The sequence below is a fragment of the Ruegeria sp. YTSA108 genome, assembly GCF_059610185.1.
Genome location: NZ_JBXWND010000009.1, coordinates 86,100 through 107,933 on the forward strand (window position 1 = coordinate 86,100; position 21,834 = coordinate 107,933).

The 21,834-nt window shown below is 56.4% G+C and carries 20 protein-coding genes; 17 read left to right on the forward strand and 3 right to left on the reverse strand.

Going from position 1 to position 21,834, the window contains the following annotated elements; genetic code table 11:
* The first annotated feature begins 39 nt into the window (after positions 1–39).
* The gene (locus AC2FHW_RS13720; RefSeq protein WP_282022029.1) at positions 40–1,014 is read left to right on the forward strand and encodes an arginase family protein; all 975 of its coding nucleotides are present in this window, start codon (positions 40–42) and stop codon (positions 1,012–1,014) included.
* Here AC2FHW_RS13720 and speB read toward each other — a convergent pair.
* A complete protein-coding gene (gene speB / locus AC2FHW_RS13725) occupies positions 1,011–1,979 on the reverse strand; it encodes an agmatinase (RefSeq protein ID WP_281973179.1) in 969 nt (322 codons plus the stop codon). The two genes, AC2FHW_RS13720 and speB, sit on opposite strands and share 4 nt — an antisense overlap.
* Before the next feature lie 60 nt (positions 1,980–2,039).
* Positions 2,040–3,557, reverse strand: coding sequence for a trimethylamine methyltransferase family protein (locus tag AC2FHW_RS13730; protein WP_142637775.1), 1,518 nt, complete (start codon positions 3,555–3,557; stop codon positions 2,040–2,042).
* A 184-nt stretch (positions 3,558–3,741) separates the two neighbouring features.
* Between AC2FHW_RS13730 and AC2FHW_RS13735 the strand changes: the two genes are divergently transcribed.
* Together AC2FHW_RS13735 and AC2FHW_RS13740 are read left to right on the forward strand one after the other, a co-directional pair.
* On the forward strand, positions 3,742–6,177 hold the full coding sequence (locus AC2FHW_RS13735; protein WP_142637777.1) for a GcvT family protein: 2,436 nt from the start codon (positions 3,742–3,744) through the stop codon (positions 6,175–6,177).
* Positions 6,178–6,265: 88 nt separating this feature from the next.
* Positions 6,266–7,237 carry a LysR family transcriptional regulator gene (locus AC2FHW_RS13740; protein WP_271949993.1) on the forward strand — a complete coding sequence of 324 codons (972 nt, stop codon included), beginning with the start codon at positions 6,266–6,268 and terminating at the stop codon, positions 7,235–7,237.
* A 2-nt stretch (positions 7,238–7,239) separates the two neighbouring features.
* Here the strand turns inward: AC2FHW_RS13740 and AC2FHW_RS13745 are convergent, their stop codons facing one another.
* Positions 7,240–8,259, reverse strand: coding sequence for a LacI family DNA-binding transcriptional regulator (locus AC2FHW_RS13745; RefSeq protein WP_142637781.1), 1,020 nt, complete (start codon positions 8,257–8,259; stop codon positions 7,240–7,242).
* Positions 8,260–8,522: 263 nt separating this feature from the next.
* Between AC2FHW_RS13745 and AC2FHW_RS13750 the strand changes: the two genes are divergently transcribed.
* The 14 genes from AC2FHW_RS13750 (at position 8,523) to AC2FHW_RS13815 (ending at position 21,819) form a co-directional block, all read left to right on the forward strand.
* The gene (locus AC2FHW_RS13750) at positions 8,523–10,817 is read left to right on the forward strand and encodes a bifunctional salicylyl-CoA 5-hydroxylase/oxidoreductase (RefSeq protein ID WP_496822075.1); all 2,295 of its coding nucleotides are present in this window, start codon (positions 8,523–8,525) and stop codon (positions 10,815–10,817) included.
* Positions 10,814–11,545: an SDR family NAD(P)-dependent oxidoreductase gene (locus AC2FHW_RS13755; RefSeq protein WP_142637785.1), complete on the forward strand. Its 732-nt coding sequence runs from the start codon at positions 10,814–10,816 to the stop codon at positions 11,543–11,545. Before AC2FHW_RS13750 ends, AC2FHW_RS13755 begins: the two co-directional genes overlap by 4 nt.
* Complete coding sequence (locus tag AC2FHW_RS13760; protein ID WP_142637787.1) at positions 11,542–12,009, forward strand: MarR family winged helix-turn-helix transcriptional regulator; 468 nt, start codon at positions 11,542–11,544, stop codon at positions 12,007–12,009. Before AC2FHW_RS13755 ends, AC2FHW_RS13760 begins: the two co-directional genes overlap by 4 nt.
* Positions 11,999–12,799: an enoyl-CoA hydratase family protein gene (locus AC2FHW_RS13765; RefSeq protein WP_496702299.1), complete on the forward strand. Its 801-nt coding sequence runs from the start codon at positions 11,999–12,001 to the stop codon at positions 12,797–12,799. The genes AC2FHW_RS13760 and AC2FHW_RS13765 overlap by 11 nt, the downstream gene beginning before the upstream one ends.
* Entirely contained in the window at positions 12,799–13,950 is a 1,152-nt protein-coding gene (locus AC2FHW_RS13770; protein ID WP_496822076.1) for an acyl-CoA dehydrogenase family protein, read from the forward strand. The genes AC2FHW_RS13765 and AC2FHW_RS13770 overlap by 1 nt, the downstream gene beginning before the upstream one ends.
* Positions 13,950–15,560 (forward strand): AMP-binding protein, encoded by a 1,611-nt coding sequence (locus tag AC2FHW_RS13775; RefSeq protein ID WP_142637793.1) that lies wholly within the window; start codon positions 13,950–13,952, stop codon positions 15,558–15,560. Before AC2FHW_RS13770 ends, AC2FHW_RS13775 begins: the two co-directional genes overlap by 1 nt.
* 126 nt (positions 15,561–15,686) lie before the next feature.
* Complete coding sequence (locus AC2FHW_RS13780; RefSeq protein ID WP_271950002.1) at positions 15,687–16,817, forward strand: ABC transporter substrate-binding protein; 1,131 nt, start codon at positions 15,687–15,689, stop codon at positions 16,815–16,817.
* A 52-nt stretch (positions 16,818–16,869) separates the two neighbouring features.
* Positions 16,870–17,790, forward strand: coding sequence for a branched-chain amino acid ABC transporter permease (locus AC2FHW_RS13785; RefSeq protein WP_271950004.1), 921 nt, complete (start codon positions 16,870–16,872; stop codon positions 17,788–17,790).
* Positions 17,791–17,792: 2 nt separating this feature from the next.
* Positions 17,793–18,773: a branched-chain amino acid ABC transporter permease gene (locus AC2FHW_RS13790; RefSeq protein ID WP_271950103.1), complete on the forward strand. Its 981-nt coding sequence runs from the start codon at positions 17,793–17,795 to the stop codon at positions 18,771–18,773.
* Positions 18,766–19,515: an ABC transporter ATP-binding protein gene (locus tag AC2FHW_RS13795; RefSeq protein ID WP_496678003.1), complete on the forward strand. Its 750-nt coding sequence runs from the start codon at positions 18,766–18,768 to the stop codon at positions 19,513–19,515. The genes AC2FHW_RS13790 and AC2FHW_RS13795 overlap by 8 nt, the downstream gene beginning before the upstream one ends.
* Positions 19,512–20,198: an ABC transporter ATP-binding protein gene (locus tag AC2FHW_RS13800; RefSeq protein ID WP_271950007.1), complete on the forward strand. Its 687-nt coding sequence runs from the start codon at positions 19,512–19,514 to the stop codon at positions 20,196–20,198. Before AC2FHW_RS13795 ends, AC2FHW_RS13800 begins: the two co-directional genes overlap by 4 nt.
* A complete protein-coding gene (locus AC2FHW_RS13805) occupies positions 20,198–20,605 on the forward strand; it encodes an acyl-CoA thioesterase (RefSeq protein WP_142637803.1) in 408 nt (135 codons plus the stop codon). The genes AC2FHW_RS13800 and AC2FHW_RS13805 overlap by 1 nt, the downstream gene beginning before the upstream one ends.
* The gene (locus AC2FHW_RS13810; protein ID WP_142637805.1) at positions 20,602–20,997 is read left to right on the forward strand and encodes a RidA family protein; all 396 of its coding nucleotides are present in this window, start codon (positions 20,602–20,604) and stop codon (positions 20,995–20,997) included. The genes AC2FHW_RS13805 and AC2FHW_RS13810 overlap by 4 nt, the downstream gene beginning before the upstream one ends.
* 309 nt (positions 20,998–21,306) lie before the next feature.
* Positions 21,307–21,819: a hypothetical protein gene (locus AC2FHW_RS13815; protein ID WP_142637807.1), complete on the forward strand. Its 513-nt coding sequence runs from the start codon at positions 21,307–21,309 to the stop codon at positions 21,817–21,819.
* The last annotated feature ends 15 nt before the right edge of the window (positions 21,820–21,834 follow it).

Below are 21,834 nucleotides of genomic sequence, written 5' to 3' on the forward strand. Positions count from 1 at the left end.
TCTGCTCAGGCCGGGGGCATTTTTTTACCGGAGGATGAAATGGTCGACCGCTATGAGCAGTCCATGATGGACAATTTGTACTGGTGGGGCATACCGACGATGTTTCGCTGCCCCAATATCGGACCCGAGGGGCAGGATATTGCACTTGTCGGTGTGCCGCATTCGACCGGAAACGGGACAACCGAAAGGGATCAGCATCTGGGCCCGCGCGCCTTGCGGAATGTCTCGGCGGTACAGCGCAGGGTCCATTCGGTTTTTGAGATCGACCCCTGGAGCCGCGCGAAGATTGCCGATGTCGGCGATGTACCCTTTCCGCGCGCCAACGATAACGAAGACTGCATCGAACGCATTACCGCCTTTTACAAGGACATAGATACAGCAGGTGCTCGCCCGGTGTCAGTTGGCGGTGACCATTCCATTACCGGCGGGATCGTACAGGCGCTGGGCTGCGGGAAGCTGGCCGGAGGAGAGCCGATCAGCTTTCTGCATCTGGATGCGCATACGGATGTGTTCACCAAGGTCGACCACTTTCTGGGGGCAAAGAAATCCGCCGCCCATTGGGGGGCCTATCTGGCGGATCAGGGGCAGGTTGACCCAACCCGGTCGATGCAGATCGGCCTGCGAGGCCATCCGCGCAGCCTGGACTGGTTGCAGCCTTCTTACGACTATGGGTACAACATCGTCACCATGCGCGAATTTCGTCAGCGCGGGCTTGCAGATGTAGTGGCGCAGACCAAAGAGGTTCTAGGTGACCGCCCGGTCTATATCACCTTCGATCTGGATTGCCTTGACCCGACAATCGCTCCGGCGGTGTCCAATCTGGAGCCGGGCGAAAAGGGGTTCGACATTGACGAAGCCATTGGTATCCTGCGTGCCGCGCGCGGCTTGAACATTGTCGGCGGTGACGTTGTTTGCATGATGCCCACTAAGGACAGCCCCAACAATATCACCGCCCTGACCGCGGCGGCGGTGATGTTCGAGATGATCTCGATGATTGCCGAAAACACCGACTAGCGGCGGGCGTCTACGGCCTGTGCCAGAACACACAGTAGCTCGAACATCAGTGAGATGCCCAGCCAGGCCGTGCCCCCAGCGGCATCGAAGGGGGGTGCGACCTCGACCAGATCAGCACCAACCAGATTGACACCGCTTAACTGGCGGATCACCTGCTGCGCCTGAAAGCTGTTTGGCCCGCCAATTTCCGGCGTGCCAGTGCCGGGGGCATAGGTGGGGTCCACAAAGTCGATGTCATAGGTGCAATAGGTCTGACCTGTTCCGACGATCTCCCGCACCTCGGCCATGACATCGTCAATGCCGCGGTCGAACAGTTCTTCGATGCGGATGATGCGGATGCCCTGTGCCTCGGCCCAATCGATATCGTCTGTGTTATAGGCCGTACCGCGTATGCCGACCTGAACAAAGCGCTTGGGGTCTACAAGGCCCTCTTCAACGGCACGACGAAACGGTGTGCCATGGGTGTATTTGTAGCCGCCGAAATAGCTGTCGAACAGGTCGGTGTGGCTGTCGAATTGAATAAGGCCTAATGGCTCCGACTTGGCCAGAGCGCGCAAGACGGGCAGGGTGGTCAGGTGGTCGCCGCCCGCGGTTAGCGGCGTTATGCCCCGTTCGGTCAGATCGTCATAGAAAGACGTGACTCGGTTCATGGTGTCTTCGATGTCCACCGGGTTCGGCGCGACATCACCCAGATCGGCGCAATTCACCATGGCAAAAGGGGCTACACCGGTGACCGGGTTCATTGCGCGGATCATGGTCGAATAGTCGCGCAACTGCCGAGGCCCATGCCGCGCGCCTGGGCGGTTTGTGGTGCCGCCATCCCACGGGATCCCGATGATCCCAATATCAACTTCGTTGATCCGGTCGTCCTTGGGGGTCAGTTCGGGAAGGCGCATGAACGTGGGGACACCAGCGAAACGCGCAAGCTCCATTGCCGAGACCGGCTGAAAGAAGGGGTTTGTCATGAGGGCCTCATCTGAGTGTATGTGCTGCAAGCCTACTGGCTAGAGTCGGTCGACGTAAGTCTAATAGAGAATGCGAAACCGTCTGCGGATTTCAGCGTCCTGTTCTTCGGTCAGGTATTGCGGATGATGTCGTGCCAGGATGTCCTTTGCGTGCCGGCGGGCAACCGTCCACGCATCTGCGGCCCCTTCGGTCTGCCATGTCCGGGGTTCGTTCCGGTCAGCCAGCGCTGGATAGAAGTAGTCCCGTTCCATCGCAGCATAGGTGTGGGCGCTTCCCAGAAAATGACCGTCGCCCAGTACCGCATGACAAATGGCGTCGAATCCCAGGTTTTCGTCGGTCACTTCGATGCCGCGCAAAGCGCGATAGGTGTGAGAGTGCATTTCGTCGTCAAGGACGAACCCTTCGAAACTGACGCCCAGCAACGAAGCGGTCATGCCCGAGCTTTCGTAGATCAGATTGCCGCCAGCCAGCGCCGCAGCGAGCGAGGTCATTCCTTTCTCGGCCCCGTACTGTGCGTCGATAGCTTTGGCATCAGTCATCGAGGCGGCCACTCCCGAAGGCAGCCCCAGTGCGTTAGTGATCTGTGCCGACGCCGCGTTCAGGATGGCGGTCTCACCGCTGCCACCTGCGAAGGATCCTGTGCGTAAATCAACAATGAAAGGCCAGTTCGAAAACACCATCGGAAACCCAGGCTTGATCGCGTTGACCATAACAAGGCTGGCCAGTGTCTCGGCCAAAGACTGCGCCAGAAACCCGGCGAGTGTCGCGGGTGCTGTGGCGCCCGCCTGTGCGGCGGTAATGCAGGACATCGGGATATTATGTGCGATACATTCATAGACAACATCCACCGCATCCTCGCCATAGCGCAGCGGTGAAATCACCGGGCTGATATGGGCCTTCAGAAACGGCCGCTTAGCGAACTCACCCGGCCCGCCTGCAACGATGTCGAGCATTTCGACGATCGGGGCCACATGTTCGGCAAGGGTAAACGACGTGGCAATCGGTTTGGTGGTATTGCGAACCAGAGCGTAAACCGTGTTCACGTCCAGATCGAAAACATCTGGCAGATCAGTCGCGACACAGCAGCGCGTAAACCAGCTGACATTGGCCAGCGTATCCTGAAGCCGCGTGAAATCATGCAGATCGGCCAGCGTGGATGGGCGATAGTGGCCGCTCTCCAGATCCAGCGTCTGCACCGCCGCACCGCCGGTGCCAAAGAACACACGATTTCCGCCCACTTCGATCGAGCGCGCTTCGTCCCGGCCATGAAAGGAGAAAGTCTTGGCAGCGGACCCAATAGCGTCTTCAACCAAGTTTCGAGGAAATAGCAGCCGCCCTTGCTGTCCGGTTTGTGCACCGGCTGACCGCAGGTCGTTGGCCAGCCTGTCCGGGACCTCGCCCATGCCCAGAGTTTCCAGAAGCCTTAAGGCGGTATTGTATATTTGTTTGACTTCGGACTGTGTCAAAGGTTGAAAGCGACCACCGGCTTGCCCGGGGGGGCACGGATCTATGGCGGGCTCTGCTGCGCGTTGCGCAAGACGCGCATTTCGACCGCTTCTTTTACTGCCCTTTGACAACGCCCAATCCTTTTCATGTCAGAATTCCCGGAATCGTAAAGGGCGATGCGGGGTCTCTGCAAAAGGGAAATGCGCCTTTCAGAATCCTCAATCGTAGTTTCGATTTTTCAGCACAAGCCATTCGTAAGCTGTTGCGAAGACCCGTTTTCAGCAAAACCTATTGGGGTTCAGAGGAGCAAAGCCAATGAAGTCGCGGACAAAAGTAGTGGTAATTGGTGGCGGGATCGCAGGGTGCTCAACTCTGTATCACCTGACGCAAGAAGGATGGGCAGATGTCGTCCTGGTCGAACGAAACGAGTTGACCTCTGGTACCACCTGGCATTCAGCCGCGCAGGTGACGAATTTTGGAACAAACCAGACCATGGTTGGACTGAAATCCCATTCGATCAAACTGTACCAAGACCTGTCTGCGAATCCCGACTATCCCATCAATTACCACCATGGTGACGGCGGAATCAGGTTGGCGAACACCCAAGCACAAATGCAGGGATACCGTCATTTCGCTTCGATGGCCCGGGGGATGGATGTCCATTTCGAGGTTATTGATGCCGAAGAATGCGCTCGGCGGCACCCTCTGATCTCGACCGAAAACCTAATTGGCGGGCTGTGGGATCCTTTGGACGGGGATATTGATCCGGCTCAGCTGTGTCAGGCGTTGGCCCGGGCTGCACGTTTGGCCGGGGCCGAAGTGTACCGGAATACCCCGGTTGTCGGGTTGATCCAGCACAAGGATGACACCTGGACGGTACAGACCGAACACGGTGATATCGACTGTGACATCGTGGTGAATGCCTGCGGATATCGTGTGAACGAAGTGGGCGCCTTGATGGGAGTGCACCACCCCGTGGCCTCAATGGAGCATCAGTATTTTCTGACGGAAGAAATTCCTGCAATCCGCGATGCCGGCCACCGAATGCCTTTGCTGCGATGTCCGATCAGCGATTTCTACTGTCGACAAGAAAAGAACGGCCTCTTGCTGGGGTTCTATGAACAGGACTGCAAGACCTGGGGCATGGACGGGATCGATCCAAATTTTGTAAATGCGCTTTGCCCGGACGATCTGGACCGCGTGTCGGACGTACTGGAAGGCGCTTTTGCTCGGATGCCTGCGCTGTTAGAGGCCGGGATTCACACGGTCGTCAACGGGCCGATAACCTATACGATTGATGGTGCACCACTTGTCGGGCCGATCCCGGGCAAGCGCAACGCCTTCTGTATTATCGGCCTGCGGGCTGGATTGGGTGAGGGCGGTGGCCATGGTTGGCTGTTGGCCCAGCAGATTGTGCATGGAGAGGCCTGTTATGACACCTGGTGCCTGGACCCGCGCAGGTTCACCGACCATGCGAATGTCGAACTGACGGCATTGAAGGCGGTTGAGGATTATCAAAACGAATTTCGCTTTCACCTCCCGCATGAACACCGCCCTGCAGGAAGGCCCGCCAAGACCACTGCTTTGACCCCGGTTCTAGCGGCCGAGGGCGCCGAATTCACTGTCGTCAATGGATGGGAAAGGGTGGATTACATCAAGCCTGACCCCAGCTTTGAACCGACCCTCAGTTTCGATTTTGACGAAACCTATGATCTGGTCGGGGCCGAGGTGGCAAATGTTCAGTCCAATGTCGGGTTGTCCGAGGTGAATGGTTTCAACCGTATCGAGATTACCGGCGCGGATCGGCATGCCTTTCTGGATCGTCTGTTTTGCGGTGCTGTCACGCGCCGCGACGGCAGGATTGGGCTGGGCTATCTTTTGAACCATCACGGGATGGTCAAAGCCGAAGCGACTGTGGCGAACCTGCCCGCCAGCGATCGCGGCCCTGCCCGGGTCTGGTATGGCTCGGCGGCGGCAAGTGAATTCCACGATATGGATTGGCTAAAGCAGAACCGCCACCCCGATGAAGACGTGCATTTACGCAGTCTGACCAACGACTACACCATTCTGATCCTTGCCGGCCCGAAATCACGTGATGTGCTGGCGTCCTGCGCGCGCGGTGATTGGTCCCCGGCAGCTTTTCCATGGCTGAGCGTCAGGGAGTGCTTTGTTGGCTTCGCTCCGGCAACGGTAATGGCGGTGAGTTTTTCTGGCGAACTTGCATATGAAATCCACGTTCCCAACCCTTCGCTTTATAGCGCATATCTGGCGCTGCGGCGGGCTGGAGAGCGCTTCGGCCTCAAGTTGTTTGGCGCTCGGGCGATCGACTCCATGCGGATGGAAAAGACGTTCCTGCACTGGAAGGCTGATTTGATCACCGAGTTTGATCCTTTTGAAACAGGTCTGAATCGGTTTGTGAGGTTGGAAAAGGGCGACTTCATCGGGCGCGATGCCCTGCTGAACCGTGATGCTGATGGGCCGCGGAGAAAACTCGTGCCGCTCCGGTTGGAAACCGGACAGGGACCTGCCCATGCCGGGGCTTCGCTTATGATGGGTGACACGGTTGTCGGGACAATCACCTCGGGCGAGTGGGGGCACCGCACCGGCCTCAATCTTGCCCATGGATTTGTCGATCCGTCACTTGCAGAAATCGGGTGCAAGATAGAGTTGGATCACTGTGGAAAACGGGTCAACGCAACGGTGATCGCACCTTCGCCCTATGACCCGGACCATAGCAGGCTCCGGGCTTGACGCAGAACGGGCTGCAAGTTCATCATTGCAATGAGGGGCGTTCTTTGTTTCGCTAGTTTTGATGTAATCGAAACAACGGACTCTAAATGTGCCAAAGTCGCTAAGCCTCCGCTGGCTGGAAGTCTTTCAGTTGGTCGCAAAGTCAGGATCGATCCAACAGGTCGCATCGGAAACCGGTTTGTCCATCAGCACAGTTTCCAATCACCTGCGAAGCCTTGAGACCGCGTTGGGCATTGATTTGGTGGATCACGGGCGTCGTCCAATGGGTCTGACACCTGCCGGTGAAGTCTATGCGCGCCATGTCCGCGATGGGCTGATCGTTTTGAAAAAGGCCGAGGCGGAGATCCGGTCGGGTAACTGGCGCCATGCGACGGATTTGAGGCTGGCACTGATTGATGATTTCGACAATCAAATCTCGCCAGACCTGTTTCGGTTTCTTGCGCATGCTTTGCCGCGCTGCAGTTTTCGGCATTTCACACGCCCCAGCCATGAGATCATTGCCAAGTTACAGGAACACAAGCTGGATGCAGGGGTGGCGACCCGACCGTTCGAACGGACCGAGGGCCTGATCGAATACCCGTTGATGCGCGACCCTTTTATCGTTGTTTTGCCCGGAGCGTTCAGTGGCATGCCCGAGGAGATGTTTTCATCAAACGCAGAATTGCCGTTGCTGCGCTATTCGCGTGATTACGTGATCGGCAAGCAAATTGAGATACAGCTCAGGCGAGGTAAATTTGATCTGCCCAACAGGTTCGAACTGGAATGCAATCAGTCGATCATAGGATTGGTCGCTGAAGGCACCGGTTGGACCATCACCACGGCCGCAAGTTTTCATAGGGCCCACAGATTTCACGACCAAGTTCGGGTGGTGCCATTTCCCGGCCGAAACTTTGTAAGAACAGTGTCTTTATTCACGACCGACGTATACCCCGAGACCACTTCGAAGCTAATCCAGAGAGCGATGGGAAAGCTTATCCGTCAACATTTTACCGATCCGATGTGCGCAAGTCACGCCTGGTTGAAAGGTGAGTTTCGCACCATGGAGAACGAGGCCGCCTGAAGTCAGCCGGGGCGCCCCAGCGATTGGCGTTCGACCAAATTGGTTCGCAACTGTACATTGCAACTTTCGGTGGGCTTTTCGATCAATCCAACCAGTTCCAGCGCAGCCCGTCGACCCATTTCCCGATGTGGGACATGCACGGTCGTCAAACCTGGATCGGTGATCTGCGCCAGCTCGATATCGTCGAACCCTGTGACGGATACGTCCTGAGGAACTCTAAGCCCCATCTCCTTGGCCCGGCGCGAGGCACCGATAGCCAGAACATCGTTCCCGCACAGCACCGCTGTTGGTCGATCTTGCCGAGACATCAGACGGGAAAACGCCTCTGCCCCGTTTTCGATTTCATATGGCGTTTCTACGATCGTCAGCCGGTCATTTGGGATATTGTTGCGGCGCATTGCTTCTTGCACCCCTTCGATCCTCAGGCGGGCACGGTCGTTTCCGGTGCTGACACCAGAAATCATACCCAGGGTCCGGTGACCCAGCTTGATCACTTGATTTGCCAGTTCGGCCATGGCCGCACGGTTGTCAAATCCGACCGAAGGGACTGGTGCGTCTGCCTGAAACGACCACGCTATCAGAACCGGAATCCTGCGCTTTGCGAGATAGTCATAGATCCGCGAGTCTCGATCATGCCCGATCAGCAGCAACCCATCCGCCCCCCGTGCGACCAGGTTGCGTATCTGCTCTTCTTCGATCTCAGGCTGATAGGCCGAACTAGAGACAAGCAGGGTATAGCCATGCTGGCGCAGCTCTTCCTGAAAGGCCTGAAGTCCACGCGCAAAGATCGCGTTTTCCATGGTGGGAATGATGGCGCCGATGGTGTGCGACCGTCTGGCAGCCATAACACGTGCGGCAAAATTCGGCGTGTACCCCAAAGCGTCAACGGCAGACTGAACCCGATCACGCGTAGCCTGCACCACCAGGCTCGGAGAATTGAGGCAACGTGAAACCGTGGCGGTCGATACGCCCGCGAGTTTCGCAACATCCTCCAGGGTCGGTGCAGTTTTTGCCTTTGGCATTGTCAAACCTGAAATTTGATTTTGCAAATATGTGTAAGCTCTGCGCCGTTCAGGTGAAAGCGAAATGTAACCGCTTACAGAGATTGATTGCTTTGTCGCAGGCAAACCGGTGCCGGCTTGGCTCAGGAAAATACCAACCCGTCGCGATTTTGTGGGTGGTTATTCAGAATATAGAAACTTCAAGTATAAAATATTTTTACTTGAAGGGATGGGCCACCTGGTCTAGCGTTTCAGGTAAAGCTGCGAATAGGGGGAAGGTAACGATGCGTGTTGCATGTCTCGGCGGCGGGCCGGCTGGCCTCTATTTCGGGATTTCAATGAAGCTCCGCGATCCGGATGCCGAAGTGGTTGTTATCGAGCGAAACCGCCCGGATGACACCTTTGGCTGGGGCGTCGTGTTGTCAGATGAGACGCTGGATAATCTTGCAGCCAATGACGCAGCCAGCGCGGCGGTGATACGTAAACACTTTGCCTATTGGGATGACGTAGCACTTGTGCATAAAGGTCAGCGCACCGTGTCCAGCGGCCACGGATTTTGCGGGATCGGACGCAAGCAACTGCTGCTCATTTTGCAAGACCGAGCGCGCGAGCTTGGTGTCGAGATGCGCTTTGAGACCGAGGCGGCATCAGCCTCGGACTATATGATGAACTTCGACGTCGTTGTGGCTTCGGACGGGCTGAACTCCAAATCACGGGCCGAGTTCGCAGATGTTTTTCGACCCGATATAGACCAACGACGGTGTCAGTTCGTCTGGCTGGGTACGCATCAGAAGTTTGACGACGCCTTCACCTTTATTTTTGAGGAAACGCCAAAGGGCTGGGTCTGGGCACATGCCTATCAGTTCGACCGGGATACGGCGACTTTCATCGTGGAATGCTCACAACAGACCTTCGATGCTTTTGGGTTTGGTGAGATGACCAAGCAAGAGTCCATCGCTTTGTGCGAAGACATTTTCAAAGATCATTTGGGCGGCCATCGCTTGATGAGCAATGCCAGTCATATCCGCGGCTCGGCCTGGCTGCGGTTTCCTAGGGTCTTGTGCGAAAAATGGAGTTACAAAAACCTGGTATTGCTGGGAGATGCCGCAGCGACTGCACATTTTTCCATTGGCTCGGGAACAAAGCTGGCACTGGAAAGCGCTATAGCGCTGGCTGACTTCGTCCATAAAGAAGATACGCCTGAAGCGGCTTTCGCGTGGTATGAGGACGAGCGTCGTCTTGAAGTGTTGCGCCTGCAATCGGCAGCGCGGAACTCGGTCGAATGGTTCGAGAATGTCGAACGTTACCTCGATCAGGATTCGGTTCAGTTGAATTACGCGATGCTGACACGGTCTCAGCGGATCAGCCACGAGAACCTGCGCCAACGCGATGCCAACTGGCTGGGGCATGCCGAGGCCTGGTTCATGCAGCAGTCTGGGGGCGCGGTTGATGGTCCGGCCCGGCCCCCGATGTTTGCGCCATTTCGCCTGCGGGGGATGCAGTTGAAGAACCGGATCGTGGTGTCACCCATGGCACAGTACAAGGCGGTTGATGGGTGCCCGGTTGACTGGCACCTGATCCATTACGGTGAAAGGGCCAAAGGTGGCGCCGGGCTGGTATACACCGAAATGACCTGTGTCAGCGCCGAAGGCCGGATCACCCCAGGATGCCCGGGGCTTTATGAGCCCGAACACGAGGCCGCATGGGCTCGACTCACCGAATTTGTCCATGCGGAAACCGACGCCAAAATATGCTGTCAAATCGGCCATTCGGGCCGCAAAGGTTCAACCTGCATCGGGTGGGAAGGAATGGACCAGCCGCTGAAGGAAGGAAACTGGCCTTTGATATCAGCTTCGGCGATCCCTTGGTCCGACGGTAACGCTGTGCCCAGCGCGATGGATCGTGCAGATATGGATAGGGTCACGTCCCAATTTGTGACCGCAACCCGGATGGCAGATCGTGCTGGGTTTGACATGATCGAACTGCATGCGGCGCATGGCTACCTCATCTCGTCCTTTATCTCTCCTTTGTCGAACACGCGCGACGACATGTATGGGGGCAGTCTTGAAAACCGTATGCGTTATCCGCTTGAAGTTTTTTCAGCTATGCGGACGACCTGGCCCAAAGATAAGCCGATGGCGGTGCGCATTTCTGCCAATGACTGGGTCGGACCGACTGGCGTGACGCCGCAACAAGCTGTGGATATAGCGGCGATGTTCGATGCGGCGGGTGCAGATATCGTGGATGTTTCCGCCGGGCAGACTTCGACCGATGCCAACCCAGTTTACGGCCGTATGTTCCAGACCCCTTTCGCGGACCGCATTAGAAACGAATGCGGCATCAGTACAATGGCGGTGGGGAACATCTATGAAGCCGATCACGTAAATTCGATTCTCATGGCCGGTCGTGCGGATCTGGTGTGCCTTGCCCGGCCTCATCTGGACGATCCGTACTGGACCTTGCACGCGGCTACGGCGTTGGGGGACCGGCAGGAAACTTGGCCCCGCCCCTATGAGGCCGGACGGGATCAGGCCTGGCGCCTGGCAGATCGCATGGCGGAAACGGCGGGTGAAGTATGAAACATGTCGTCATAACCGGCGGCGGCACCGGTGTTGGTGCGGCTATAGCCCAAGATTTCGCGAATGGCGGAGCAGCCGTTACCATTTTGGGCCGTACAGAGGCCAAGCTGCAGCAGCAAGCCTTGCCGTATGTCCTTTGTGATGTGACCGATGACAAGCAGGTCCGAGCTGCTATTGAAACAGCACGGGCAGAACGCGGCCCGATTTCGATAGCGATTGCGAATGCCGGCGCGGCCCATTCGCTTCCGTTTCATCGGATGACCGCCGATGATCTGCGGACCCTGACGGATGTGAATCTGGTGGGTGTTTTCAATCTATGGCAGGCGGCTTTGCCTGACATGCAAGCCGCAGGAGCGGGCCGTCTGATTGCCATCGCGTCCACCGCCGGTTTGAAGGGCTATCCATATGTTTCCGGCTATTGTGCGACAAAACATGCGGTGGTCGGGCTGACGCGGTCTCTGGCGGTCGAACTTGCGGCGACGGGCATCACCGTCAATGCGGTTTGCCCGGGGTTTGTGGAAACGCCGATGCTGGATCGCTCGATTGCGAACATCGTCGAGAAGACGGGAATGAGCGCGGAAAATGCGGTGAAAAGCCTGAAAAAGATAAACCCACAGGGCCGTTTCATCCAGGTCGAAGACGTAGCAGGTGCCGTGAGGTGGTTGTGCTCGGATGCGGCAAACTCAGTCAACGGCCACGCGCTTAGCCTGTCCGGAGGCGAGATATGAACCCAAACCCGCTTCAAGCACCATTGGAAGACCCTTCCAAAGAGAGATTGCGGTTATGGCTGCGGCTGCTCAAGACCACGCGTGGCATCGAGGCGGCGCTAAGAGAGAACCTCAGGGTAGAGTTCGACACGACACTGCCGCGTTTCGACGTGATGGCAGCCCTGTCGCGGTTCGAAGATGGGTTGAAGATGAGCGAAATCTCGGGTGCGCTGCGCGTTTCGAACGGGAATGTGACCGGAATCGTGGATCGGCTGGCTGATGACGGCCTGCTCGTGCGTGTACCTGTGCCTGGGGATCGCCGCGCCCATCGCGTACGCATGACACAAAAAGGATGCGAGGAATTCGCACGTCAGGCCGCGGCGCATGAGGCGTGGATATCCGATATGCTTGGCCAGTTTTCCGCCGAGGACGCCCGCACTCTGACAACCGAACTCACTATTTCGGAGGAAATCGATGGCCAGTGACGTCAAACATTTTCGCTGCGAAATCCGGAACCGGGTTGCAACGATTGCACTGAACCGACCAGAGCGTAAGAACCCTTTGACCTTCGACAGCTATGCCGAACTGCGCGATTGGTTCAGGGATTTGGTCTATTCAGAAGAGGTAGATGCAGTGGTGTTCGCCTCAAATGGTGGCAATTTCAGCTCGGGCGGCGATGTGCACGATATCATCGGTCCGCTAACGCGCATGAAGATGAAGGACCTGTTGCTCTTCACGCGAATGACCGGAGATCTCGTCAAGGCGATTGTGAATTGTGGCAAGCCGGTGATTGCTGCGGTGGACGGTATTTGCGTGGGGGCCGGGGCCATCATCGCTATGGCTGCGGATTTGCGTATCGCCACCCCGCAGGCCAAATGTGCATTCCTGTTCACGCGGGTGGGGCTGGCAGGGTGCGATATGGGGGCCTGCGCCATCCTGCCCCGTATCATCGGGCAGGGGCGTACGGCCGAACTGCTCTATACCGGACGCAGCATGACCGCTGATGAGGGGCTTTCCTGGGGGTTCTACAATGCGGTGGTTGATCCATCCGAGCTTGACGCTACCGCGCAATCTCTGGCTGACCGTATCGTGGCAGGCCCCAATTTTGCGCATATGATGACCAAGACCATGCTGGCGCAGGAGTGGTCTATGTCGATCGAACAGGCAATCGAAGCAGAGGCGCAGGCCCAGGCGATCTGTATGCAAACCGGAGATTTTGAACGCGCCTACAAGGCCTTTGTTGCAAAAAACAAACCAGTATTCGAGGGCGATTGATGGCAGATCAGAGCTTTCTTTCGTGGCCATTCTTTGACCCTCATCACCGGGGCTGGGCGGATCGGGTGCAAGACGTCGCTCGGGGACTAGCTATTGACCATGGCGACCCGGACCAGGCTTGTCGCGATCTGGTCCGCCAGCTGGGCGACGCCGGGCTGCTGCAGCCTACTTCGGACGAAAGCGGCCATTTGGATGTCAGGACGCTGTGCCTCAGCCGTGAAACACTTGCCCGCCATGATGGGTTGGCCGATTTCGCCTTTGCAATGCAGGGGCTTGGAACCGGAGCGATCTCGTTGTTCGGCTCAAAAGGCCAAAAGGCGCATTGGCTGCCGCAAACGCGCTCTGGTCAGGCTATCGCGGCCTTTGCATTGACTGAACCTCAATCGGGGTCGGATGTGGCAAATTCGACAATGACGGCTATCCGTGATGGCAACGACTTTGTCCTGAATGGTGAAAAGACATGGATATCGAACGGGGGTATCGCAGATGTCTACACCCTGTTCGCCCGTACTGGCGAGGCACCCGGGGCCAAAGGGTTATCAGCTTTTATCATCACTCCTGATCTGAAGGGTTTCGAAGTAGTCGGGCGCCTGGACACAATCGCGCCACACCCATTGGCGACTTTGCGTTTCAATGATGTGCGTGTGCCGGCTAGCGCGATGATCGGTCAAGCTGGCGCAGGATTTCGTGTTGCAATGTCTGTGCTGGACCTGTTCCGCCCGACGGTGGCCGCCGCTGCGCTGGGATTTGCACGACGCGCGCTGGATGAGGCGCTGACACGGGTATCAGAACGGCAGGTGCAAGGCGCCCCGTTGTTTGATTTGCAGATGGTGCAGGGGCACATCGCCGAGATGGCATTAGATGTCGATGCTTCGGCGCTTTTGATCTATCGGGCAGCGTGGGCCAAGGACAGCGGAGCGGCGCGCATTACACGTGAGGCGGCGATGGCCAAGCTGTTTGCTACCGATCAGGCGCAGTTGATTATCGACAAGGCGGTTCAGTTGTTTGGTGGCGATGGGGTGCGTCCTGGGATGGCGGTTGAATCTCTGTACCGAGAAATCCGTGCCTTGCGCATCTACGAGGGCGCCTCGGACGTTCAAAAAGTAATCATTGCACGTCAGACGATGGCCGCGCACATGGAGGGAAGGTGATGCTTGGACCGTCTGCACATACCGACACGTTCAGCCGCGATAACCTGCCCCCCCAGGATCAGTGGCCTGACTTCCTGTTGGCGGGTTTTGCATATTCCGATCATGTGAATGCAGCATATGAGCTGACCGATGCCATGGTTGCCAAGGGCTTTGGTGATCATACCGCTTTGATCGGCAATGGTCGGCAACGAACATATAAAGAGCTCAGCGACTGGACCAACAGGCTGGCACATGTATTGGTCGATGACTTGGGGGTCGAGCCGGGAAACCGGGTGCTGATCCGATCGGCTAACAATCCGGCAATGGTTGCGTGCTGGCTTGCCGCAACCAAGGTGGGTGCGGTCGTCGTCAATACTATGCCGATGTTGCGCGCTGCAGAACTGACGAAAACTGTCGATAAGGCGGAAATCCAGTTTGCATTATGTGATACCCGGCTGATCGACGAAATGCAGTCCTGCGCCAGTGATAGCCGGTTCCTGCAGCGGGTCGTCGGGTTCGACGGAACTTCAAACCACGATGCCGAGCTTGATCGTCTTGCACTTGAAAAGCCGGTACAGTTCGATTGCGTTAAAACCGGGCGCGACGACGTGGCCTTGTTGGGTTTCACCTCCGGCTCGACAGGTGAACCCAAGGCCACCATGCATTTTCACAGAGATATTCTGATCATTGCCGACAGCTATGCGCGTGAGGTGTTGCAGGTCGTTCCAGAGGACGTTTTTGTTGGTTCTCCACCTTTGGCCTTCACATTCGGGTTGGGTGGTTTGGCGGTGTTTCCGTTGCGGTTCGGCGCGACTGCAACCCTGTTAGAACAAGCCTCGCCTGCGGGCATGATCGAGATAATCGAAAAATACAAAGCGACTGTCTGTTTCACTGCGCCAACCGCCTATCGGGTCATGCTGCAGGCGATGGATGACGGTGTTGATCTGTCTAGTCTGCGTGCGGCCGTGTCGGCGGGCGAGACCTTACCGCAGCCAATCTATGACGAGTGGATTTCCAAGACAGGCAAACCAATGCTCGACGGGATCGGCGCGACCGAGATGTTGCACATCTTTATTTCAAACCGGTTTGACGATCACCGCCCGGCCAGTACCGGCAGGCCGGTAACCGGATATGAGGCCAAAGTGTTAAACCCAGACGGAACTGAAGCTGCAGTTGGAGACATCGGACGCCTGGCTGTTCGTGGTCCGACAGGGTGCCGGTATCTGAATGATAAGCGGCAGGCGGGTTATGTAACAGATGGATGGAATATCACTGGTGACAGCTTTCATCGGGACGCGGAGGGGTATTTTCATTTTTCTGCGCGCAATGACGACATGATTATCTCGGCCGGATACAACATCGCCGGACCCGAAGTCGAAGCCGCACTTCTGGCGCATGAGGCAGTTGCGGAATGCGCGGTGATCGGCGTCCCAGATGCTGAGAGGGGTCATATTGTCCAAGCACATGTTGTTCTGGCTTCAGGTACGGCTGATGACGCTATGCGCGAAGCCCTTCAGGCTCATGTGAAATCTATGATTGCCCCGTATAAATACCCGCGCTCGATCCGGTTCTGCGATGGTTTGCCCAAAACCGCGACCGGAAAAATCCAGCGTTTCCGCCTGAAATCATGATCAATGTATCTAGAATATAGCGGACAGAAAGAATGTAAGAAAAAGACCGAATTGCCAAAGGCATAGACCGAACGTTGAGAATAATGACATAAATCGCGTTCATAGGGCCAACGAAGGGAGAAGACGATGAAGAGACTATTGGCGGCTGCAGCGATCACCGCGCTGTGCGCGACGGGTGTTACAGCGGAAGTTAAGGTGGGGATGATCACAACGCTTTCAGGCGGCGGGGCCGGTTTGGGCATCGACGTACGGGATGGGTTCATGCTTGCGATTGCTCAATCGGGGCGGGATGATATCGAGGTGGTGATCGAAGACGACCAGCGCAAACCGGATATCGCGGTACAGCTGTCAGACAAGATGATCCAATCCGAACGTGTAGATGTGATGACCGGTATCATCTGGTCAAACCTGGCGATGGCGGTTGTGCCAGCCGCCGTGAACCAGGACGTTTTCTATCTGTCACCCAATGCGGGCCCGTCACCTCTGGCGGGGAAGGGCTGTCACCAGAACTATTTCAACGTCGCCTGGCAGAACGACAACCTGCACGAGGCCGCGGGCGCATACGCCAATGGTGCGGGTTACAAGAGCAGCTTCATACTTGCTCCGAATTACCCGGCGGGTGTCGACGCGCTGACTGGCTATAAACGCTTTTTCGAAGGTGATCTGGCCGGTGAGATCTATACCGAGCTTGGCCAGACTGATTATGCAGCAGAAATCGCGCAAATCCGCGCAAGCGATGCGGATAGCGTCTTTTTCTTCCTGCCCGGCGGGATGGGGATTTCGTTTCTGAAGCAATATGCCGACAGCGGGATCGATCTTCCAGTTGTTGGCCCAGCCTTCAGCTTTGATCAGGGCATTCTGCAGGCGGTAGGCGATGCAGCTCTGGGCGTGGTGAACACTTCGCAGTGGAACAAGGATATCGACAACCCGACCAACGCTGCCTTTGTTGAAAGCTTTCAGGCAGAATACGGACGTCTGCCCTCGCTTTACGCCAGTCAGGGATTCGATACCGCTAACCTGTTGCTTGCCGCGCTTGACAAGGCTGACCCGTCAGATGCGGATGCCTTCCGCGAAGCGCTGAGGGCGGCGGATTTCAACAGCACACGAGGGGATTTCAGCTTTGGCCCGAACCATCATCCGGTTCAGACCATCTATGCGCGCGAAGTGATCAAAGAAGGTGATGTATTCACCAATAAGATCCTTGGCGTAGCTCTTGAAAACCACTCTGATGCCTACGCGGCCGAGTGCAAAATGTAACTGAATTTCTGCCTGCCCGTAAAAGTGGGGCGGGCAGATCACCGGAGTTTCCATGTCCTCGATCCTGATTATCGAGCAGATCCTGAACGGGCTGCAGTTCGGCGTCATGTTGTTTTTGATGGCTGCTGGCCTGACGCTGATCTTCGGGGTGATGGGCCTGATCAACCTGGCCCATGGCTCTTTGTACATGGTGGGTGCATTTGCCGCTGCAGCAGTTGCAGGGGCGACCGGGTCATTTCTGCTTGCTCTGATTGCTGCTCTGGCTGCGGCCGCACTGGCAGGGGTGATCGTAGAAATGCTCGTTATCCGGCGGCTTTATCAGGCACCACATTTGGATCAGGTTCTGGCCACCTTTGCACTGATCCTGATCTTTTCCGAAGGGACAAGGTGGGTCTTTGGGTCTTTCCCATTGTTCCTGGATATTCCAGCGGCACTTTCGGGTCCGATCACGCTGCAGGGCGGGATCGAATATCCCTTCTATCGCCTAACCCTGATCGGGATTGGTCTTGCTGTTGCAGTAGGTTTGTGGGCCCTGATCGAACGCACGCGTTTGGGTGTGCAGATACGGGCCGGTAAGAACGACCGGGAAATGATTGCCGCACTGGGCGTCGACATCTCGAAACTTTACACGTTGGTCTTTGCACTAGGGGCGGGGCTGGCGGGGCTTGCCGGTGCTTTGGTTGGGGCAATTCAGTCGGTACAGGTGGGCATGGGTGAACCTGTTCTGATCCTGGCCTTCGTGGTTATCGTAATCGGTGGCATAGGCTCGGTTCGGGGGGCGTTCATCGGGGCGCTGTTGGTTGGGCTAACCGACACGCTGGGCGGGGTTTTCCTGCCCGAGCTGTTCAAACTGTTCATGGAACCGGGAGCCGCTCAGAAAAGCGGCTCGGCTCTGGCGTCAATGGGAATCTATGTTCTGATGGGATTGGTCCTGATCTGGCGCCCAACAGGTCTGTTCGGAGCCCGCGCATGAGAATGAATGAAAGATACATCAATGGCCTGATGATCGCCGGCCTGCTGGCGCTGCCCCTTTGGGCGCTGGCCGCGGACCAGCCCTTCACAATCACGCTTGTGACGCGGGCGGTGATCTTGGCGCTTGCAGCGGTTGGTCTGAATGTCATCCTGGGAATCGGGGGGTTGGTCAGCTTTGGCCATGCTGTTTTCTTCGGGATCGGCGGCTATGCGATGGGCATTCTGACCTATCACGCGCAGACCTACACGGCACTGGATCTGGGCTTGATTTCTATCGAAGGCAGTAAATCCATGCCCGTGATCTGGATAGTTGCGATGCTTACTTCGGGCATTGCTGCCTTTTTCGTCGGTCTTCTGTCCCTAAGAACGTCAGGCGTTTATTTCATCATGATTACGCTGGCCTTCGGACAGATGTTTTACTACTTCGCGATTTCTTGGGCGCAATACGGGGGCGAAGACGGATTATCCATCTATGTTCGCAACGGTTTTCCCGGCCTCAACACATTGGATCCGATCCAGTTTTACGGCATCTGTTTCGCGCTGCTATGTCTCGTCCTGTTCCTGTTTGCGCGGATGCAAGCCGCGCCATTCGGGCTGGCTCTTAATGCGACACGGCAATCTACGGCGCGAGTCGAGACTGTGGGATTGAACCCCATGCGGCTGAAACTTCTGGCCTTTGTTCTGTCCGGCGCTGTCACTGGTCTGGCCGGGGCGCTGTTTGCCGATCTCAACCGGTTCGTTTCGCCGTCTATGTTCAGTTGGCAGCTTTCGGGCGAATTGATTGTGCTGATAATCATCGGAGGTGTCGGACGCCTGATGGGTCCGGTAATTGGGGCTTGCGTGTTTGTCGCGCTCGAGCATTTTCTGGGTGAACTAACCGATTTCTGGCATGTATATTTGGGTATTGTTCTGCTGTGCATCGTTCTGTTTGGTCGCGGTGGCCTGATTGGGCTGCTAACCGGGAAAGAGGGGGCACATGTCTGATCCCGTCCTTGCCACCGAGAGTCTGAACAAAAGCTTTGGTGCGTTAAAGGCTACGGATAACGTCTCGATTGATCTCAGGCGAGGAGAGATCCACGCCATCATTGGTCCGAATGGAGCGGGAAAATCCACGTTGATCCAGCAGATTTGCGGAGGTTTGCAACCGGATTCGGGGCGTGTTTTGCTGTGCGGACAGGATGTGTCGGACCTGGGCACGCAAAAGCGGGCAAGGGCAGGGATGGGGCGGACGTTCCAAATATCTGAACTGTGCATGGAAGATACGGTTCTGGAAAATGTCGTGTTGAGCGCCATGGGGGCGGAAAACCTCGTATGGCGGTTCTGGAAACCTGCCTTGAAACGGTCAGAGCTGCTCGAAAGGGCCGAGGCTGCGCTGGAAAGGGTGGGCCTGGGCGATGAACGCGAAACGCGTTGCGCAAATCTCAGCCATGGTCAACGCCGCCAGCTTGAAGTCGCCGTGGCTTTGACTTTGTCACCTCGGGTCTTTGTCATGGATGAACCGATGGCCGGGCTTGGCGCTGGAGGGTCCAAGCGGTTGACCGGGTTTCTTGACGGTCTGCGGGAAGAGGCGCCCATCCTGCTTGTCGAACATGATATGGACGCCGTTTTTGCGCTGGCTGATCGGATCAGCGTATTGGTCTATGGCAAGGTGATTGCAACCGGGACGGCAGATGAAATCCGCGCAAGCCGTGAGGTGCGCGATGCCTATCTGGGGGATGAGGCATGACTTTGTTGCGGGTAGAAAACCTGACCGCGACATATGGCGTCAGTCAGGCTTTATTTGGTGTCGATCTTTCTCTGGCGCAGGGCGAGGTTACAGCCCTTATGGGGCGCAATGGGATGGGCAAGACCACGACTGTCAAAGCCATTTGCCGGATGATCCGGTCCGAGGGCACCCTGTCGCTGAACAATCAGAATCTGCACGCTTTGCCCAGCTATAAGGTCGCGCGTCTTGGTGTCGGGCTGGTACCCGAGGGGCGCCGGTGCTTTGCCGACCTGACGGTGCGCGAGAATCTGATCGCCGCTGCCAGACCCGGTGCCTGGACATTGCAGAAGGTGGCTGAACTGTTCCCACGGTTAGAGGAACGTCAGGGCCAAAGGGCAGCCTCACTATCCGGCGGAGAACAACAGATGCTGGCTATCGGGCGCGCCCTGATGACAAATCCGCAGCTCTTGATCCTCGATGAAGCAACCGAAGGGCTGGCTCCGATCGTGCGACAGGAAATCTGGTCGGTCTTGCATCGCCTGAAACAGGAAACCAATGTTTCGATCCTGTTGATCGACAAGTCTCTGAAAGAGTTGGCGCTGGTGTCTGACCGCGCGGTCATTCTTGAGCGCGGTAAAACAGTCTGGTCTGGCGCGATGGTGGATCTCGGTCATGACATCACAGAAAAATATGTGGGGGTCTGATGACTTTTGAATTCCACCAAAAGGTTCTGTTCAAACATTGCGACCCGGCGGGGATTGTCTTTTTCCCGCGCTATTTCGAGATGATCAATGATTGCGTTGAGACCTATTTCGATCAGGTGCTGTGCAAACCGTTTGAAGAGATTCATCCTGTTGGCGCAGTGCCTACCGCACAGATACAAACCCGATTTTCAGCGCCCAGCCGTCACGGTGACCATTTGATATTCCGGATGAAGATCACAAAGATCGGACGCAGTTCAGCCGAATACTCGGTCGTGGCCAGTTGTGCGCAAGAGGAGCGACTGACAAGCGTAGCAACGCTTGTTCATGTAGATTCAAAGGGCGGTCCAACGGCCTGGCCCGCAGACATCCGTAAAAAACTCGAGGCATTCAGGGACGACGCGCTATGAGCCACAAGACAATTCACCCCGACGGCTGGTTGCCTGCCAAAGGATATGCCAATGGCGTTTTGACCAAAGATGGAACGTTACATATCGGCGGGCAAATAGGATGGGACGCGAACAAGAAATTTGTCAGCGGCGGGTTCATCGGACAGATGAAACAGGCGCTACAGAATATCGTTGATATTGTCGAGGCCGCTGGTGGCTCGGCCCGCGATGTGACCCGCCTGACCTGGTTCGTAACAGACAAACGCGAATATCTGTCTCTGCAAGCCGAAGTTGGGGCCGCCTATCGTGAGGTTTTCGGCAGGCATTTTCCTGCGATGTCAATGATCATCGTGGCGGGTTTGGTCGAAGACGAGGCCTTGTTGGAAATTGAAGCGACAGCACATTTATCCTGAAGGCAAGCGACATTGAAACGGGCCCAGCGGAATGAATTTGAGCGATTTTCACCATAGGAGGTGAGAATTCTGCCAAACCTCTTTTCTGAAATCACAGGGCCGCCGAAGCGGGTTGCAGCGGCCTAAACCGGGCTGGATTTTGCGCTCGTACCAGAGTGAAAAGGCCAACGTGCAGGGCGTAACCAAGTCATTTGGGCGACCGATTGAATGGTGAGGGGAGACAAAGACAAACTTCCGCCGCTATTTCGTCAGATCAATCACAAATTCATATCTCAAACAGATCCTCAACAAAACATGAGGGTCGACGCAGTGAAAAGAGTCACAAGGCATCTAAGTCTCGAAAGACGGCGGTTGTCGCTGATTGCGGCTCTGGCTTTTGCCTCAGGTTTCACTCTTTACTCACATATAGAGGCAACGCGTTTCGGATTACCCGTCCCGGTTGTTATCGGCCTGATCTATATGGCTGTCATTGTATGCGCGACGGCTCTATCCACCTATTTCCTTCCTGGCTTGCGCCGCGTCACGGATACGGTGGCGATGACGCGTCTGGCATTTGCTCTTTGGGTGGCCGGAACCCAAAGCCATGAGATCGCAGCCTCGCCCACAATCAGCGCCGCCGTTGTGGTAGGGGGCGCGATCTTCGTGTTGCAAACGGGTTCTTTGGTTCAAAAGCTGGCCGGTAATCGACCGGATTTCGGCTTTGTCCCTCACATTGTTGGAAACACGCGTCTGTTTCTGGCCTGGTTGGATAACGCCTGCGAATATCAGGGTGCCCGGGTCCAGCCGGTATTTGCAGGAAAGACGCCTCGAACGGTGGTCTGATGGCAAAACTCTGGT

What these genes read in the sequence shown, in the direction of transcription:
- AC2FHW_RS13780 (WP_271950002.1), top strand. Translation starts at nt 15,687, where the DNA reads ATGAAGAGACTATTGGCGGCTGCAGCGATCACCGCGCTGTGCGCGACG.
- AC2FHW_RS13770 (WP_496822076.1), top strand. Translation starts at nt 12,799, where the DNA reads ATGGCAGATCAGAGCTTTCTTTCGTGGCCATTCTTTGACCCTCATCAC.
- AC2FHW_RS13735 (WP_142637777.1), top strand. Translation starts at nt 3,742, where the DNA reads ATGAAGTCGCGGACAAAAGTAGTGGTAATTGGTGGCGGGATCGCAGGG.
- AC2FHW_RS13795 (WP_496678003.1), top strand. Translation starts at nt 18,766, where the DNA reads ATGTCTGATCCCGTCCTTGCCACCGAGAGTCTGAACAAAAGCTTTGGT.
- AC2FHW_RS13720 (WP_282022029.1), top strand. Translation starts at nt 40, where the DNA reads ATGGTCGACCGCTATGAGCAGTCCATGATGGACAATTTGTACTGGTGG.
- AC2FHW_RS13810 (WP_142637805.1), top strand. Translation starts at nt 20,602, where the DNA reads ATGAGCCACAAGACAATTCACCCCGACGGCTGGTTGCCTGCCAAAGGA.
- AC2FHW_RS13790 (WP_271950103.1), top strand. Translation starts at nt 17,793, where the DNA reads ATGAATGAAAGATACATCAATGGCCTGATGATCGCCGGCCTGCTGGCG.
- AC2FHW_RS13755 (WP_142637785.1), top strand. Translation starts at nt 10,814, where the DNA reads ATGAAACATGTCGTCATAACCGGCGGCGGCACCGGTGTTGGTGCGGCT.
- AC2FHW_RS13765 (WP_496702299.1), top strand. Translation starts at nt 11,999, where the DNA reads ATGGCCAGTGACGTCAAACATTTTCGCTGCGAAATCCGGAACCGGGTT.
- AC2FHW_RS13760 (WP_142637787.1), top strand. Translation starts at nt 11,542, where the DNA reads ATGAACCCAAACCCGCTTCAAGCACCATTGGAAGACCCTTCCAAAGAG.
- AC2FHW_RS13805 (WP_142637803.1), top strand. Translation starts at nt 20,198, where the DNA reads ATGACTTTTGAATTCCACCAAAAGGTTCTGTTCAAACATTGCGACCCG.
- AC2FHW_RS13785 (WP_271950004.1), top strand. Translation starts at nt 16,870, where the DNA reads ATGTCCTCGATCCTGATTATCGAGCAGATCCTGAACGGGCTGCAGTTC.
- speB (WP_281973179.1), bottom strand. Translation starts at nt 1,979, where the DNA reads ATGACAAACCCCTTCTTTCAGCCGGTCTCGGCAATGGAGCTTGCGCGT.
- AC2FHW_RS13745 (WP_142637781.1), bottom strand. Translation starts at nt 8,259, where the DNA reads ATGCCAAAGGCAAAAACTGCACCGACCCTGGAGGATGTTGCGAAACTC.
- AC2FHW_RS13775 (WP_142637793.1), top strand. Translation starts at nt 13,950, where the DNA reads ATGCTTGGACCGTCTGCACATACCGACACGTTCAGCCGCGATAACCTG.
- AC2FHW_RS13800 (WP_271950007.1), top strand. Translation starts at nt 19,512, where the DNA reads ATGACTTTGTTGCGGGTAGAAAACCTGACCGCGACATATGGCGTCAGT.
- AC2FHW_RS13750 (WP_496822075.1), top strand. Translation starts at nt 8,523, where the DNA reads ATGCGTGTTGCATGTCTCGGCGGCGGGCCGGCTGGCCTCTATTTCGGG.